Here is a 16,835-nt window from a genome sequence, read left to right as displayed (position 1 = left end):
TTTGTCATTAAACTAATTTTTCATTGAATAAAGCTATTTCTATAACTGCTATTTCATCTATTTCACCTTTAGGTTTTAATAAAGAAATTATTTGGAAAAACTACCTGTCAAAATCTCATTTTTTTTCAGAAAACGAAGGTGTATTCTCGGCAGAATTAGCAGTTGAAGCTAAAAAAGAAATAGAAATACTTAGAAACTCAAATACCAAATACAAACAACTAGATGATTCTGTGCTATTCGGAATATTTACATCAAGACAAGCTGTTAAAGCAGCGGGTTGGAAATCATCAGATAACTTTGGAATTAATATTGGTTCTTCACGAGGTGCCACAACGCTTTTTGAAAAATATCATAAAAATTTCTTGAATAAAAATAGAGCAGAAACCTTAAGTTCACCAACGACAACTTTAGGTAATATTTCTTCATGGATTGCTCACGACCTACAAACTAAGGGTCCAGAAATTTCTCATTCTATAACCTGCTCTACTGCTTTACACGCTATGCTTAATGGTGTCGCTTGGTTAAAATCTGGTATGTGTAACAAATTTTTAGTTGGTGGTAGCGAGGCTCCTCTAACACCTTTTACAATTGCGCAAATGCAGGCTTTAAAGGTTTATGCTAGGAAAAGTGATAGCTATCCTTGTAGAGCTTTAGACTTTAAAAAAACTGAGAACACTATGATATTAAGTGAAGCTGCTGCTAGTTCTTGCTTAGAACTTGGTAAAGTAGCAAATGCCTTAGCTTACATTGAAGGTATTGGTTACGGAACTGAACTTTTAGAACATAATGCGTCGCTCTCAACGAACGCTGACTGTTTTCAGCGCTCAATGTCTATGGCTTTAGGTGATAATAATCCTGACACTATAGATATCATAGTAACACACACACCAGGAACAATTAAAGGGGATTTAGCGGAATTTAATGCAATAAAGACGATTTTTTGTAACAAAATTCCTTCATTGACTACTAATAAGGTACAAATTGGTCATAGCTTAGGAGCTTCCGGATTACTAAGTGTAGAAATGGCTATATTTATGCTTAACCGTCAAATATTTATTGACATTCCATATTTGGATCAATCGTATCCAAAAAAGATTTCAAAAATTATGATTAATGCCGTCGGCTTTGGTGGTAATGCTGTGTCCGTTATACTTTCAAATTAATCTATGAATGTATATGTTGTTTAATCCTTAATTCTATTCATTATGTTAGACTGGTTTTCAAACTTAGAATTTTTACCAAAAGTATACTGGCTAGTTGCTATTATTGGCTCTTTAATTTTTTCGGTCGTTATGATTACGGCGTTTGCTGGAGGAGATGCTGATGGTCTTGAGGACATGGATTCAGATTTCGATGCTGATGGAGCAGGATTTCAATTTATATCCTTTAAAAATTTAGTAGGCTTTTTTACCATTTTTGGTTGGAGCGGCATTGTGTGCATTGATGAAGGTCTTTCAACTCCTTTAACTATTATAATTTCGGTTATCTCAGGCTTATTAATGATGGTAATAATGGCGGCTTTGTTCTACTTTATTAATAAACTTACTGATAGTGGTACATTAAACTATAAAAATGCTATCGATGCAGTTGGCGAAGTCTATTTGACAATTGGTGCTGATCGCTCGACAATGGGTAAGGTTACTGTAAGCGTGCAAGGAACTATGCGTGAGTTAGATGCACTAACAGATTCTTTAACCGAATTAAAATCTGGAACCATTATAAAGGTTGTTGATGTAACTTCGAATGGTATCCTCATTGTTGACCATACACGCAAACCGATTGAACAATCCCAATCCGTAAAACAAGAACTGCCATTAGGTGAAAATCATTTGCTTGGTAACAATTAATTTAAAATAACTTTATACTAACCTTTAAAATCTATTATATGAAATTACTCGCAATACAAGAATCAATTAACATGGAAGGCATTGGAGGGCCAATGCTCCTAATTTTTGTAGCCCTATTTATTATATTAACATTAGTAATACTTATAAAACGTTATAAACGTTGTCCATCTGATCGTATACTAGTGGTTTACGGTAAAGTTGGAGGAGGACAATCTGCCAAGTGTATTCATGGTGGTGCAGCATTTATTATTCCAGTGATTCAAGATTATGAGTTCTTAGATTTAACACCAATTTCAATTGAAGTAAATCTAGTTAATGCTCTGTCTAAACAAAACATTCGTGTTAATGTACCATCCCGTTTTACAATTGGTGTATCAACTGAGCCAGGTGTAATGCAAAATGCTGCAGAACGTTTATTAGGATTAGGCGCACAAGATGTACAAGAGCTTGCCAAAGAAATTATTTTTGGTCAATTACGTTTAGTTGTAGCTTCAATGGATATTGAGGAAATCAACAATGACAGAGACAAGTTTTTAACTAATATTTCTCAGTCAGTAGAAACGGAGTTAAAGAAAGTAGGTTTAAAACTAATCAACGTAAATATTACAGATATTGTTGATGAGTCTGGTTATATTGAAGCACTTGGTAAAGAAGCTGCTGCACACGCTATTAATGCAGCGCGTAAATCGGTTGCAGAGAAAACTAGAGATGGATCGATTGGTGAAGCTAATGCTGTACAAGATGAAAGAACCCAAGTTGCCGCAGCAAATGCACAAGCAGTTGAAGGTGAAAACTCGGCAAAAATATCTGTAGCAAATTCAGATTCATTGCGTCGTCAAAGAGAGGCTGAAGCTGAGCGTGTAGCAATTGCATCTGAGAAAGTACAGAGTGCAAAGGCTTTACAAGAATCTTATGCAGCAGAGCAAGAAGCAGAAACGGCAAGAGCCGAACGTGAGCGTTCTTCTCAAATGGCAGACGTTATTGTACCTGCAGAAATAGATAAACGTAAAGTAGAAATTGATGCAGAAGCAGAAGCTGAGCGTATTAGACGTAAAGCAAAAGGTGAGGCTGATGCTATCCTCTTTAAAGCACAAGCAGAAGCGCAAGGTCAATTTGAAATCTTAACTAAACAAGCTGCTGGTATGCAGGAGATTGTGAAAGCGGCTGGAGATTCTAGTAGAGATGCAGTATTATTATTAATTGCAGATAAGCTACCAGAATTAGTGAAAATACAAGCAGAAGCAATTAAGAATATTAAAATTGATAAAGTTACTGTTTGGGATAATGGCACTGGTGGTGAAGACGGTAAGTCATCAACTGCTAACTTCTTATCTGGCATGTACAAATCAGTACCACCTTTACAAGAAATGTTTAATATGGCTGGTATGGATTTACCTGAGTATTTAAAGGGTAAAGACAAAAAAGAGATTGAAGCAGATGATGCTGAGGTTGAGAAGTCTAACGAAAAGTAAAACAAACAGAAAGTCCACTTTAGCTTAAGGTGGACTTTTCATCTTAATGTCATATGATGAATAAATTCATATTTAAAAGAAAACTTCCCATTTGGAAATTAATTCTAGGTTGTCTTGCTCTAATTATTGGAGTAATTTCACTAGTAACTAGCTTTAAAGGATTTATTCTTATTGGTATGGGCGTCTTTTTTCTTCTTGTAGAAGGTTCTGAATTTGATTTTAAAAATCAAAAATATCGGGAAATAAAATCTCTTCTTGGAATTTCAGTGGGTAAATGGAAACCTATTCCAGATATAGAATATATTTCAGTTTTTAGAACAAATGAAACAACGACTCTCAGACAAACCTCAGCTGAAGCTAATGTGACGAACGAAATCATTAAGCTCAATTTATTCTATAATACAAATCAAAAAATAGAAGCTTATAACACTTATGATATTGATGATGCTTTTAAAAAAGCAAAAGAAATTGCATCACTATTAAAAGTTGATATTTTAGACGCAACAGAACGAGAATCTAAATGGTTATAACTATTTTTGTTTGACTAAGACCTAAACTTATATGAGTATAGTAAGACACAACTGGACAAAGGAAGAAATTTTAGATATATACAACAAACCTTTAATGGAGTTGCTTTACGAAGCAGCAACAATACATAGAGAACACCATGATCCAAACACGGTTCAAGTCTCGACATTGCTGTCTATTAAAACAGGTGGTTGTCCAGAAGATTGTGGTTATTGTCCGCAAGCAGCACGCTATCACACAGATATAGAAGGAAATGATTTAATGAGTGTACAGCAAGTAAAAGCGCAAGCATTACGTGCAAAGTCATCAGGAAGTTCTCGAGTTTGTATGGGAGCTGCGTGGAGAAATGTAAAAGATGGACCAGAGTTTGACCAAGTTTTAGAAATGGTACGTACCATTAATAAACTTGATATGGAAGTATGCTGTACTCTCGGTATGGTAACAGAAAACCAAGCACAACGTTTAGCCGAAGCTGGTTTATATGCTTACAATCATAATTTAGATTCATCAGAAGAGTATTATAAAGAAGTTATTTCTACGCGTGGTTTTGAAGACCGCTTAGAAACTATTGATAATGTTCGTAAGACCAATGTTACTGTTTGTTCGGGCGGAATTATTGGGATGGGAGAAAAAGTAGAAGACAGAGCAGGAATGCTAGTTGCATTATCTACTTTAGATCCTCAGCCAGAGTCAACACCAATTAACGCTTTAGTTGCCGTTGAAGGTACACCACTAGAAGAAGAAAAACCAGTATCTATTTGGGATATGGTGCGTATGGTATGCACAACAAGAATGGTGTTGCCAGAAACGCAAGTGCGCTTATCTGCAGGTAGAACACAAATGACAAGAGAGGGTCAAGCAATGTGCTTCTTTGCTGGTGCAAATTCAATTTTTGCTGGTGATAAATTATTGACCACACCAAATCCTGATGTAAATGAGGATATGGAGATGTTTAAATTGTTAGGTCTAAATCCACAAAAGCCATTTACAAAAAAGACTCAACCAAAAACAATTGAATCTAAGGATTCTGAATTTCAGTCATTGGGTGAAAAGCCAAAATGGTCTAGACCAAATCACAAGATAGAACGTAATGAAGATGCTAAGACAAAAGCTAAAGTCTTAAAGTGAATTTTTAATTGAGGTAACTAATTATTTATCAACTATTGTCTTTCTAAAAGTTAAAAAATCATTAATGCATCTTAAAACTATTTTAAAGCTTCATAAAAAATTTATTTTATGTCTTGTTGTTTTATACATAACTTCATGTAAACAAGAAGACGATCCTATAGACCCTAATCCATCTGAGTATACATTTTCTGATATAGAAGAGATGCCTATAGATCAAAATCAAGTATTAGAAAATTGGGATAGTACTGGATGGGGTGTTTATGAAGATATCATATTTAATGGAACAAACATTTTATACAATATAGAACATGATGACAATACATTTATCTCTAAAACACTCAAAACAGAAATAGAAGGTGGCGATTCATACAATAACGTTTTTTTTACAAATACGGTTGCAAAAAAATGGGAAGACTTAAAATGGCCTTTTAAACCTACTCAATCATTTACCTATTCGTTAAATTTTTACCCTGAAGTAAATGTGAATTGTTCTATCTCCAATTTATCTGAAGTTGAAGGGTTAGAGTTTACTATGCAGCATGTTATTACCCCTAATTCTTGGGGATGGGGTATACAATGGAGTAAGACAAATGTATGGAGCTATTGGAATGATGAAAAAATTAATGGCAGTCCAATTGGCTGGGAAAATATTAATTCTATAAACACCTGCGTAATTCCTAATCAATGGAATTCTATTATAATTAATGGCACTACAACAGATAATTCTCTAACTTATAATAGTATTGAAATTAACTCTGAAGTCTTTGAATTAAATATATTATTGAATACTGTTACAGTACCTACGGGTTGGTCAGAAAACTTTATACAAGTAGGATTTCAAATAAATGGTAATGATGCTATCTCAACAGATCACAATCATGGTGTAGATCCTGTAACTGTGTTTTTAGATAATTTAAACTTAAAAATCACAAATTAACACATTACATTAATTATATGTTTTTGTAAAGATTTTTTTAACTTTGATTTAATAAATCGACCGAAGTTGAAATTGAATCTACAAGATATTCCTCGAGTTGAAACTATCGCTAAAGAGGATTTTATTAAGTACTACTTTAAACCACAGAAACCAGTGGTTATAGAACGCTTTATTGAAGATTGGCCTGCGTATTCTAAATGGAATTTAAATTACATAAAAGATGTGGCTGGTGACAAAACTGTGCCTTTATATGATGATAGACCTGTAGATTATAAAGATGGTTTTAACGAAGCTCATGCTACAATGAAAATGAGTGATTATGTAGATTTGTTAAAACGTGAGCCTACAAAATTCAGAATTTTTCTTTGGAATATTTTAAAAGAAGTACCTCAACTTCAAAAAGATTTTAGTTATCCCGATTTTGGACTTCGTCTTATGAAAGGTTTACCTATGTTATTTTTTGGAGGTACAGATTCTCATACATTTATGCATCATGATATTGATTTAGCTAATATTTTTCATTTTCATTTTGAAGGCGAAAAGCAATGTATATTATTTGATCAAAAACAGACTAAGTATTTATATAAAGTGCCATATTCTTTAATTACTAGAGAAGATATTGATTTTTCAAATCCTGGCTTTGAAAAATGGCCTGCTTTAATGCATGCTAAGGGATGGACGTGCAATTTAAAGCATGGAGAACTTTTATACATGCCAGAAGGTTATTGGCATTATATGAAATATATTACTCCTGGTTTTTCAATGAGTCTTAGGGCAATTGCAAGGAATCCTAAAAATCTTGGCAAAGCAATTTATAATGTTTTTGTTATGCGGAACTATGATAATCTTATGCGCCGTATTAAGGGCCAGAAATGGATTGATTGGAAAAACAAAAAAGCGATTACAAATACAAATAGAAGTTTTAAAAACTTGTAATATATTTGCCTATTCAAATCTAAAAAGAACTATGAAAAATTTAATTTTAATAATGGCGTTAATATCCTTTTCGTTTGTTGATGCTCAGGCATTTATAGGAAAAGGTGATGGTAAGTTTCAAGTTGGTGCTAATTTTCAAAACAATGGCACAGGTCTTAATGTTTCTTACGATTATGGTATCGGCGAAAATATTTCATTGGGTATTTCATCTACCTACTTATTAGGTGTTGAAGAAATTCTGGATGCTGATTTTACAGATAGATACGATTTAAGAGCTAGATTTAATGCTAATATTGGAAATGTTTTAGCAATTGATGAAAACTTTGATGTATATCCAGGTTTAAGTTTTGGCTTAAAGAATTTTGGTGGTCACTTAGGCGCACGTTATTTCTTTTCGAGTGGTTTTGGGATATACACTGAACTTAACGCTCCTTTTGCGAAATATGATTCTGGTACTATTACTCCCGCTGAAGAACTTCACAATCAATTTACAATTAATATAGGTGCTTCGTTTAATTTATAAACTGCATAACATAAAATAAAAACACCCTATTTATAACTTATAAATAGGGTGTTTTTATTTTATCAGCGAATTAATTTTTTCATAAACAAGATGAGACTCCCATCCACGATATAAAAGGTAGTCAGCTACTTTTTTTTTCTTTTTATAAAGATTCTTTTCCTTAACCTGATCTATTCGTTTTATGACTAATTCTTCTAATGTTTTATGATACTCATCATAATCTATTTCCTTAAGTGCTGAATCAATACTATATTTAGAAATATTTCTGAATTTCAACTCCCTAATTAATCGATTTTTTCCCCATTTTTTGATCCTAAACTTTCCTCTTACGTAAGCTTGTGCAAATCGTTCTTCATTCAGATAATTATTTTGAATTAGGTGCACTACAATCTTATCAATTGCCTCAGGAATCATTCTCATTCCTCGCAATTTCAATATCACTTCTTTGTGACATCTTTCTTGATAAGCGCAGTAACTTTCGAGCTTTTTCTGCGCTTCGTCGACCGTATATGTTCTTTGTAGATTCAAACGCCTAAATTATAACAATTTAGCAATTTAATATGCATATTTGTTACAAGAACTAATTATAAAAATCACTCCCAAGTTTTAAAATCACCCTTATAATGAAAAATTTTTACCTATCCCTTATTCTAATTTTTCTATTTTCCTCTGTTTCAATTGCGCAAACAACTATTTATAATGAAGACTTTTCTGCTCAAGGAAGTAAAGGTGCCGTAGGTCCACTTCCTGTTGTAAATCTTTCTGAAGTAAATTGGTCGATTGACATAACTGGAGCCAATCTAAATATTCAAAATAGATATATACAAGTCAATGATGATTACCTAGAGAGTAGAGCATTAAATACGACTGCTATATGGTTTTCGCCTATTGTGGAAATTACAGGTTTTACCAATGTGCAATTTTCACTTGATGCATTTTCAAATGCAACTGCTAATCTTGAAGATTCGGATACATTTATAACAGAGTATAGGATTGATGGCGGTATTTGGGTTGTTGCCGCAAACAACGGCACTCTAATTAATGATTTCCCTCCAACGGTTGTTTCTGATAATGGATTAACTGGCAATACTATTGAGATTAGGGTAAGTATGACTAATAATGGTGGTGGCGAACGACATCGTTTAGATAATATTTTAATCGAAGGTACTGCTCCAGTAACTTCTAGTATCATAGTAAATCCAGCCTCTATTAATGACTTTGGTTACGTTGAAGGCGAAACGTCTTTACAAGAAGGAACATTTACTGTACAAGGATTTAATTTAACGTCAGACATTCTATTAACAGCACCTGGTAATTTCGAAATTTCTAACACTTCTGGTGGTGGATTTGCGAATACCATTACACTTACACCAACAGTAGGAGTGGTTGGATTAACACCTATCTATACACGCTTAATTTCAGGATTAACAGCAAATTCATATAACGGTACTTTAATAGCATCGAGCCCAACTGTTACCTCAGAAAATGTAGATTTAAATGGCGAAGTCACTGCACCAATAGCCAACTGCTCAGAATTAATAATATCTGAATATCACGAAACAAATGCAGGTGGTATTGAAAAATATATTGAATTATACAATCCTACTGGAGCTACTGTAGACCTATCTAATTATAGATTGGCTAATTATAGAAATGATGACGGTATTCCTGTTAGTATAGATTTAACTGGTACTTTAGAGGCATCCTCTACTTATGTTATTGCTAGACTTGGATCTCAACTATGTGCTACTGCAGATCTTTGTACTAATAGTAATGTACTTACTTTTAGTGGTAATGACGCTATTGCTTTACAAACTATATCCGGTGAAAATATTGATATCATTGGTGAAATAAGTGGTAATATTAATTTCGCAAATAACATAGTTCTTAGAAGAAACTTAGATGTTGCTATACCAACAATAACTTATGATGCTTCACAATGGTCAACTACAACGCCAGATGATGTAAGTAATTTTGGAGTTCATGTTAATAACTGTGAATGTCCTGATACAACCACTTGGAATGGCACCACTTGGGATAACGGTATACCTTCTTCAACGACTGTCGCTATTTTAGATGGAAATTTTGATACTTCAATAGGCGGATTACAAGTCAGTTTTAATGCTTGTAGTCTCATAGTTAATGGTGGCTCTAACTTAATTGTAAATAATGGTACGTTTATTCAAATAGAAAATGACATTGTCTCTGATGGTAATATTACTGTATTCCCAGAAGGTTCTGTAGTTCAAGTTAACAATGCATCGTCTACAGTAGCTAATGGTGCTATTACAGTGCAAAAGGAAACAACTCTGCTAAATAGCCCCTTAGAGTATACGTATTGGAGCTCACCAGTAGTTGGTGAAACTGTAGAGAATTCTTTTGGATTAGTACCTGCCTCTAGACGCTTTCTATTTAACGCTTTTAATTTTGAAGATTTATTAGAAGAAATAAATAATACTGGTAATTATATACCAGGACAAGACAATATCGATGATAATGGTGACTCATGGCAAATCGCCTCTGGAATTATGTCTCCAGGTGTTGGTTATGCGACTACTGCTGCTCCTTTAGGTATGTTTCCTGTACAACAACAGTTTACATTTTCTGGTCCTTTTAATAATGGAATAATCTCAACTACAATTGCAAATAATAGCGGTGGAGTTTATAACGATTGGAATTTTATTGGTAACCCTTACCCAAGTGCAATAGACACCAATGTTTTCTTTGCAGCTAATGCTGGTAGTGTTGATGCGATTTATTTATGGAATCAAGCTACACCTGCAGATGCAAATGCTTCTGGTAATGAAGGGCAAAACTTTTCTGGTGCTGATTATGCAATTATATCTGGTAGCGGTGTTAATACAGCTGGTGGTGATTTATCTTTAATTCCTGCTGATTTTGTACCTTCTGGACAAGGCTTTTTTGTTGAAGCTTTATCTGGTACACCTATAATTTTTAACAACTCAATGAGAGTTACTGGAAATAACAATCAATTTTTTAGAAACGCAAACCATAATACAAGTAATCGCCAAGTTTTATGGCTAAACTTAACATCTGATAACGGTATTGCTAAACAAATTGCAGTAGCACATATTGATGGTGCTACAGATGGATATGATGGCACACTCTATGACGTAAAAACCAATTCTTTTTCTGCGAGTTATGCAAAATTTTATTCTAAGATAACTGGTACTGACGATGGATACGTAATTCAGGGAAGAAATTCTTCAAGTTTAGATTTTGATGAAATTATTGAACTTGGTTTTGAAACTAGTATTGACGTCCCTACGATTTTTTCACTCTCGATAGCACAATTTGAAGGAGACTTTTATACAACTAATAATATTTATATTAAGGATAATTTACTTAATATCATTCATAATATAAAGGATTCTGACTACAGCTTTACTTCTGAACCTGGTAGTTTTGATAATCGCTTTGAAGTTATATTTAATTCTGAGATTTTATCTGTAAATGATACTACTATCGATTCTAATAAACTATCAATTATTGAATTGTCAGACGGCAACGTTCAATTTAAAATAGATTCACAATTTATTATCACTAAGGTTGAGATATTAGATGTTCTAGGACGACGTATCTATGATTTAATTGGTAATTCTTCTTCAGAAATCTACAGTTTATCTAAATTAAATAAAGCGCCATATATAGCTAAAGTGAGACTCTCTAACAATCAGGTAATTATTAAAAAGACTATTAAACAAAAATAGATTTAACATTTATTTTAAAAAAGCCCTATGAAAACATAGGGCTTTTTTTATAACGCATATCTCAATGCTAAAATTAGATTTCTTCCAGCAGAGGAAATACCAGAAGAATATGGTCGATAGCGCTGGTCTGTAATATTTTCCAAGCTTATTGTCGTAGTTAATTTATCGTTCCACTTATACTGCGTTCTAAAGTTTAATGTATGCCAAGAAGGCGAATATGGGTTGCCGTTAGAATCTAATGCATATAAATAGTCTTTAGATAGCTCTGATGGCGCTAATTGATTAAATGATAATTCATTGTTATAAACTAAGAATGCATCGAACAGAAATTTCTTGTTTTTCCATATAAAATGGGTTCTCCCAAAATATGGTGCTACATGCCTAATGGGCACTTCTACCCCTTCGTTATCTTCTGTCCCGCCAACTATATTATATTGCGATCGTAGCTTTAATTGTTGAGAGAAATTAATTTCTAGTCCAACTTCAAAACCGTATATCCAAGCTTTAGAAGCATTTTGTATAGCTTGTACTGTACTTAACTCACCATCATATAAAATTTCTGTCTCCCCATTTAACCCAAAATCCCTTCTAATTAATGCATTATCTAAGAACGTATAATATGTCGCTAAATCTAAAACTACTTTATCATCAAAGTTTAATTTTAGACCTAACTCACCACTGTAAGCATACTCTGCTTTTAAATCTTTATTAGGTACTACAACAGAACCTGGTTCAGAATCAAACACTTTACCAATATCATCGATGTTTGGTGCTCTAAATGCAGTTGACGCATTTAATTTCCACTGAATCATCTTATTTGGTAACCATGTTATACCTGCTGTACCTGTTAATGCTCCTGTATTAATCTCAGCACTATTAAAAGGAAGATTTAAAAATTCATTATTCTCTGTAAAATCTGCATTTGAAATAACTTGATTGTATCTTAATCCTGTCTGAAAAACAAACTTAGGATTAGGTTTATATTTTAAACTTGTGTAAGCTGCTAAAGATTGCCAAGTTGCACCATTTGGATAGCGTGTAACATTTTTAACACTTGTATTTGTTTCAATATTTTCCTCCCTTCCTTCTGAGCCAACAGTATTATATAAGTACTCCAAACCATAAAAAATTGTTGTTTTAGGACTGACTCTTTTTTCTAAATCTAAATTAAAAGAAATAACATCTACATTTTCTTCTCTAACTTCTCTCAATGCAGATTGATAATCCCTATCACTTCTACTTTCCACAAAGTTTTGATAAGCTGCAGTTGCGTGTATTTTATCATAAAGGTTGGATCTACTGCTAGTTTTTGTTAATTGAATATTACCCATAAACCATTGTTGTGGTCCATATTGCCATTCTGCAGAGCGCAATGTTTCGCCTCTTGGCCTTATCAATCTATCGTATCTAGGATAGTCTGAAGTTGTTGTATAATAGATACCCAAATCAAAATTTAAGTTATCAGATGGCTCATAACGAACTTTCTGCATCAAATTTATTTGACTGTAACCTGTTGGTGTTTGAATATTCGGATTACTATTGGTAACAATGACATCTTCACCGTTTTCTCTAATTATATATTCAGGTCTTAAATATGCTTCTGGACCCTTACTACCCATTCTTAAATCATCAAAACTCGTATAACTTACATTACTCAAAAAAGCCCATTTCTTATAACCCAGATTAAAATCAAAATGTCCAGTTTTTTCTTGATTTGCACTTGCATATCTAACTAAGGAGTTCCCTTTTAAAAATAGTTTGTCTTTATAAGATAACTGTGGTTTTTTTGTATAAAAACTCATTACACCACCTATCGCATCACTACCGTATACCACTGATCCTGCTCCCAGTGTTACTTCAGTATTCTGAATAGATAATGGATCAATTGAAATAACATTTTGAAGGTTACCACCTCTAAAAATAGCGTTATTCATCCTTACACCATCTACTGTAATGAGTAGCCTATTTGTGGAGAAGCCTCTTATCATAGGGCTTCCACCTCCAAGTTGACTTTTTTGAATGAATATATTTCCTGTATTCTCTAATACATCTGCACTGGTTTGGGGATTAGCTAGAGCTACATCCTTGGCATTTAAACTAATTATTGTCTTTGGAATATCCCGCTTATTTTGTTCGAATTTTGATGCGGAGATCACAATTTGATTAAGACTCTCTACTTTTATAACTAAATAAATCGTGTTATTGTTGTTAGCAATTTCAACTTTTCTTAATTGTAATTTTTCATACAAGAGGTTCTGGAAATAGATGATTTCACGATCATTAAATTTATCTAATTGAGCTTTACCATTTATATCAGTAACTAGATATTTAGTCTTTTTTAAATTATATAAGGCTACACCAGGAATAGGTTCATTAGTACCCTTTTCTAATACAGTAATCGTTTGCGAAAATGCACTTTGTATTAAAAGAAATAAAAAAACACTAAAAAAGATATTATAATTCACCCTAGTATACATCTTCATTAAAATCTCTTGATAAACTGACTTAATGAAATACATCATTAAGAACCTGTAGTGACTTTGGTTTCTTAAACCCACCCAAATGTAATTCAAAATAATACAATAACATATTTAAAAACTCTTGTCTTTGCTTTGCATTAATTTTTATAGTAGAAAGTGTATCAAAATTTATGCCCAACAATTGTTTTAGCAGTGTTAAATTTTTACCAGAGATTGAATAAATATCTGTGCTAAAAGCTTCAAAAACACCAGACTTAAGATTAAAGTATGGGTATTCTATATTTAAATTTTCGGGTTGAATTCCGAGATAGCGAGTCAGTTTTAATAAAAACAACATATGAAAATTAGAAAAATGTTCCTCGTTATCTAAATATTGTAATGCTGTTTCTATATAATGATATAAGGCTTCATTCTTTTCTTCCTCCTTTAAAACATTAGATAAAATTTCAGACAAAAACAAAACAACTGCACTTTTGTAAACGTTTGTGTGAAGGCTTTTATAAGTATAATATAATTTTACTTCTTTAATTGAATGCAAAGATTGATTTGGTTTGTAATTTTCTTCTATTTGTATTTGTGATAATGCCTGAAAATAAACCGTTTTTGTTTGGCTTTTTTTGGATTTCAAAATACCTCTAAGAATATAACTCACAACACCTCTTTGCGCTGTATAACATTTAACAATGAGATCGTAATCCTTATATTTTATTTTGGACAGAACAATGCTATTATTTTTTGTAAGCATTTTTATCTAACAATAAGAAGTTTAATAACCTTAGTCTCAAATGAGTCTAAATCAGAAATCATAGCCAAATATACACCGGATCTAACAACAGAATTAGCAAGATTTTTACCATTCCAAATAGCGGTACCGCCATCTATGGCAAAATTATAATTAGAACTTGATGATCTTAAGTTTATATTAGACTGAGCCTCTGCGACCAAATTACCTTCTATATCTGTGATTTTTATATTTACACTATCTGTAAGTCCACTAATTTTTACACCTTTATTAATATCATTTAGGTCATTAAATCCAAGAATATTGTATTCGGGTCTTACCGGATTAGGATAAGCAAAAGCATTTTCAAGCGTTTCTTCTGGTTTTGAGCCACCTGCTTTAAATGATAACATACCCTTGGTTGTGGCTATGTAAACTATTCCATTATTAGGATCAATAGAAATATCATTAATTCTGTCTGATGGTAAAGGGGAATTATCAGTAGTAAAATGATAAATTGTATTTTGCCCATCTGGTGAAAAATAAAATATTCCTGAGTCAACGGTTCCTACCCATTTATTGTTTGATCCGTCTGATTCTATATCTGTTATAGACTGACTCTCTAATAATTCTTTAGGTATACCATCCTCTAAAATTATAATAGAACTTAAAACAGGATTAGGATCGTCATAAAATCCTGCGGTATTAAACAAAACTCTAAGTCCAGAAAATGTGCCAATCCATAACTGATTTCTATTATCAATTTCTAAAGACGTCACTCGAGGGAATGGTAAGTTTTGCTCCTCAGTCCTTATATTTCTCAACGGATTGTCCGAAATACCTTCATTATAGGCATAAAGACCGTTTGAATAACCACCGATCCATTTTGTACCATTATCATCTATAGCAATATCAAAAAAACCAAATTCATCATTTAAATCGTCTTCAATAATAGACGAAAAATCAAACCCTTGCCAATTACCCGACTGCGGGTCATACGATTTTAAAGGATTAGGTGCTCTAGCGGTTAGAGACCACAATAAGCCATTTCTATCAAAAGTCGATGCCGATACTCTAATACTCGAAAAATTAGGTGCACCAGGCACAACTAAAGATTCTAAGCCACTGTTATTTTGATCATATAAAACTGTTGGCTCAAAATCATTAATTTCTACAATACCATTTTGAAATGAACTAATAAAAACTTGATTTGGACTAAAAGGATTTGGTGAAATTTCTGATAAATTTCTAGCACCAAAAAGACTATCAAAAGGAATACTTTCCCAATTATCATCAATTAAATAGCTTATACCTCTGGTTCTAAAAGGTGACGGATCTAATGCCTCTGAATAATCACCAAAACTAACCCAGGCAACTTCACTTTCTGCATCTACCCTAAAGACTTCATTAAATAAAGGACCATTAGGTTTAATCTCTGTATAAATTGTATTATCTAATATTAAACTTTGTAATACACCAAAATCTTGTGAGCCTAAGTAGACAAAATCATTTAAAATTGTGGCTGATGTAAATGAAGTACTAAACTCACCATTGGTCTGAAAATTATTAATTAATTGAATGTTTTCATCATAAATATATACGTCTGTAGTACTAGAGACTATATAATTAGAATTTGACACTTCAGTATCAGACGGTAATAAAGGAAATGTAAATAATGTATTTATAGTTACTCCTTCAATTTCGTGTAAAACTCTATTGGACCTAATGGAATACAATTTATTATTAACAGTATTCATAGTAAAGAAATCACCTGTTATAATGGTTTCCCATTGCGAAAAATCAATGAGATTTGGATTAGCTAGATTTCCTCTTTTAATACCATTATTATTTAAACAAGCTGCATAAATTTCATTATTTAAAATAGAAACTTGACTTACTGTAATTTGAGTACCACCATTACCTAAAAAATAAGTATCACCAAACTCTAAGCCTTCTAAATCATAAATAGAAATACCAAAATCAGTAGATATATAGATAAGACCTTCATTCTCATAAAAATGATTAATTCGTTTATTTACAGGTGTAATGTTTTGTTTCTCTAAAATATCTACAACAGATAAAACAGATTCATCAGTCTCAGAATAAACTTCGATTAGCCCTGTCTCATAACCTATTAGAACATATTGAAAATCTTCACTATAGTAAATAGTCGTTATTTGCTCACCCGACAAACCTTCTACCGTGGTTATTGTTTTTAGCTCTTCTGATAAAGTATCATACTGAAAAACGGCATTCTGTGCAGCAGCATAAATTTTATTATTACCATTTACCACATCTACAATATCATTATAAGAGTAATGCGCTTGCCATAAAGTTGAAAAATCTTGACAATAACTTTTAGTTATTGCCATAAAAAAGATAATAATAGTTATGAAAACAGGTTTATTCATCAATAAATTTGTTTGCTCAAATATATTTAATACTAACGATAATATTATGCTTATCATATATTATGTCATAAAAAAAGCCTCCATACAATTCATGGAGGCTAAAATCTTTAAAAATAGTATT

General features: G+C 32.5%; 13 protein-coding genes. 9 read left to right on the top strand and 4 right to left on the bottom strand.

The features are described from left to right. The first annotated feature begins 23 nt into the window (after positions 1-23). The 8 genes from ACFWU4_RS03090 (at position 24) to ACFWU4_RS03055 (ending at position 7,371) form a co-directional block, all read left to right on the top strand. Entirely contained in the window at positions 24-1,163 is a 1,140-nt protein-coding gene (locus ACFWU4_RS03090; RefSeq protein ID WP_411124754.1) for a beta-ketoacyl synthase N-terminal-like domain-containing protein, read from the top strand. Positions 1,164-1,205: 42 nt separating this feature from the next. After that, positions 1,206-1,847 (top strand): hypothetical protein, encoded by a 642-nt coding sequence (locus tag ACFWU4_RS03085; protein WP_411124752.1) that lies wholly within the window; start codon positions 1,206-1,208, stop codon positions 1,845-1,847. 38 nt (positions 1,848-1,885) lie between these two features. After that, the gene (locus ACFWU4_RS03080) at positions 1,886-3,319 is read left to right on the top strand and encodes a flotillin family protein (RefSeq protein ID WP_411124750.1); all 1,434 of its coding nucleotides are present in this window, start codon (positions 1,886-1,888) and stop codon (positions 3,317-3,319) included. Positions 3,320-3,375: 56 nt separating this feature from the next. Next, the gene (locus ACFWU4_RS03075; protein WP_411124748.1) at positions 3,376-3,849 is read left to right on the top strand and encodes a hypothetical protein; all 474 of its coding nucleotides are present in this window, start codon (positions 3,376-3,378) and stop codon (positions 3,847-3,849) included. A 31-nt stretch (positions 3,850-3,880) separates the two neighbouring features. Then, a complete protein-coding gene (gene bioB, locus ACFWU4_RS03070) occupies positions 3,881-4,975 on the top strand; it encodes a biotin synthase BioB (RefSeq protein ID WP_411124747.1) in 1,095 nt (364 codons plus the stop codon). A gap of 64 nt (positions 4,976-5,039) precedes the next feature. Continuing rightward, entirely contained in the window at positions 5,040-5,912 is an 873-nt protein-coding gene (locus ACFWU4_RS03065) for a hypothetical protein (protein ID WP_411124745.1), read from the top strand. A gap of 66 nt (positions 5,913-5,978) precedes the next feature. Further along, complete coding sequence (locus ACFWU4_RS03060) at positions 5,979-6,848, top strand: cupin-like domain-containing protein (RefSeq protein ID WP_411124744.1); 870 nt, start codon at positions 5,979-5,981, stop codon at positions 6,846-6,848. Between the two features lie 31 nt (positions 6,849-6,879). Next, a complete protein-coding gene (locus ACFWU4_RS03055) occupies positions 6,880-7,371 on the top strand; it encodes a DUF6646 family protein (protein WP_411124742.1) in 492 nt (163 codons plus the stop codon). Between the two features lie 54 nt (positions 7,372-7,425). On the opposite strand, the gene ACFWU4_RS03050 is transcribed toward ACFWU4_RS03055, so the two are convergent. Further along, positions 7,426-7,899 carry a regulatory protein RecX gene (locus ACFWU4_RS03050; protein WP_411124740.1) on the bottom strand — a complete coding sequence of 158 codons (474 nt, stop codon included), beginning with the start codon at positions 7,897-7,899 and terminating at the stop codon, positions 7,426-7,428. A 95-nt stretch (positions 7,900-7,994) separates the two neighbouring features. Between ACFWU4_RS03050 and ACFWU4_RS03045 the strand changes: the two genes are divergently transcribed. Next, positions 7,995-11,102 carry a lamin tail domain-containing protein gene (locus tag ACFWU4_RS03045; protein ID WP_411124739.1) on the top strand — a complete coding sequence of 1,036 codons (3,108 nt, stop codon included), beginning with the start codon at positions 7,995-7,997 and terminating at the stop codon, positions 11,100-11,102. Positions 11,103-11,149: 47 nt separating this feature from the next. On the opposite strand, the gene ACFWU4_RS03040 is transcribed toward ACFWU4_RS03045, so the two are convergent. From ACFWU4_RS03040 to ACFWU4_RS03030, 3 genes are read right to left on the bottom strand one after another with little or no spacing between them, the layout of a single operon-like run. Beyond that, positions 11,150-13,585 carry a TonB-dependent receptor domain-containing protein gene (locus ACFWU4_RS03040; protein ID WP_411124737.1) on the bottom strand — a complete coding sequence of 812 codons (2,436 nt, stop codon included), beginning with the start codon at positions 13,583-13,585 and terminating at the stop codon, positions 11,150-11,152. A 22-nt stretch (positions 13,586-13,607) separates the two neighbouring features. Continuing rightward, the gene (gene recO, locus ACFWU4_RS03035) at positions 13,608-14,327 is read right to left on the bottom strand and encodes a DNA repair protein RecO (RefSeq protein ID WP_411124735.1); all 720 of its coding nucleotides are present in this window, start codon (positions 14,325-14,327) and stop codon (positions 13,608-13,610) included. Positions 14,328-14,329: 2 nt separating this feature from the next. Next, positions 14,330-16,714: an ABC transporter substrate-binding protein gene (locus ACFWU4_RS03030; RefSeq protein WP_411124733.1), complete on the bottom strand. Its 2,385-nt coding sequence runs from the start codon at positions 16,712-16,714 to the stop codon at positions 14,330-14,332. Positions 16,715-16,835 lie beyond the last annotated feature (121 nt).

Source organism: Winogradskyella sp. PE311, assembly GCF_046545555.1.
GTDB lineage: Bacteria > Bacteroidota > Bacteroidia > Flavobacteriales > Flavobacteriaceae > Winogradskyella.
The sequence above is the reverse complement of the archived record's forward strand: the minus strand, read 5'-3'. Positions and strand labels throughout refer to the sequence as shown.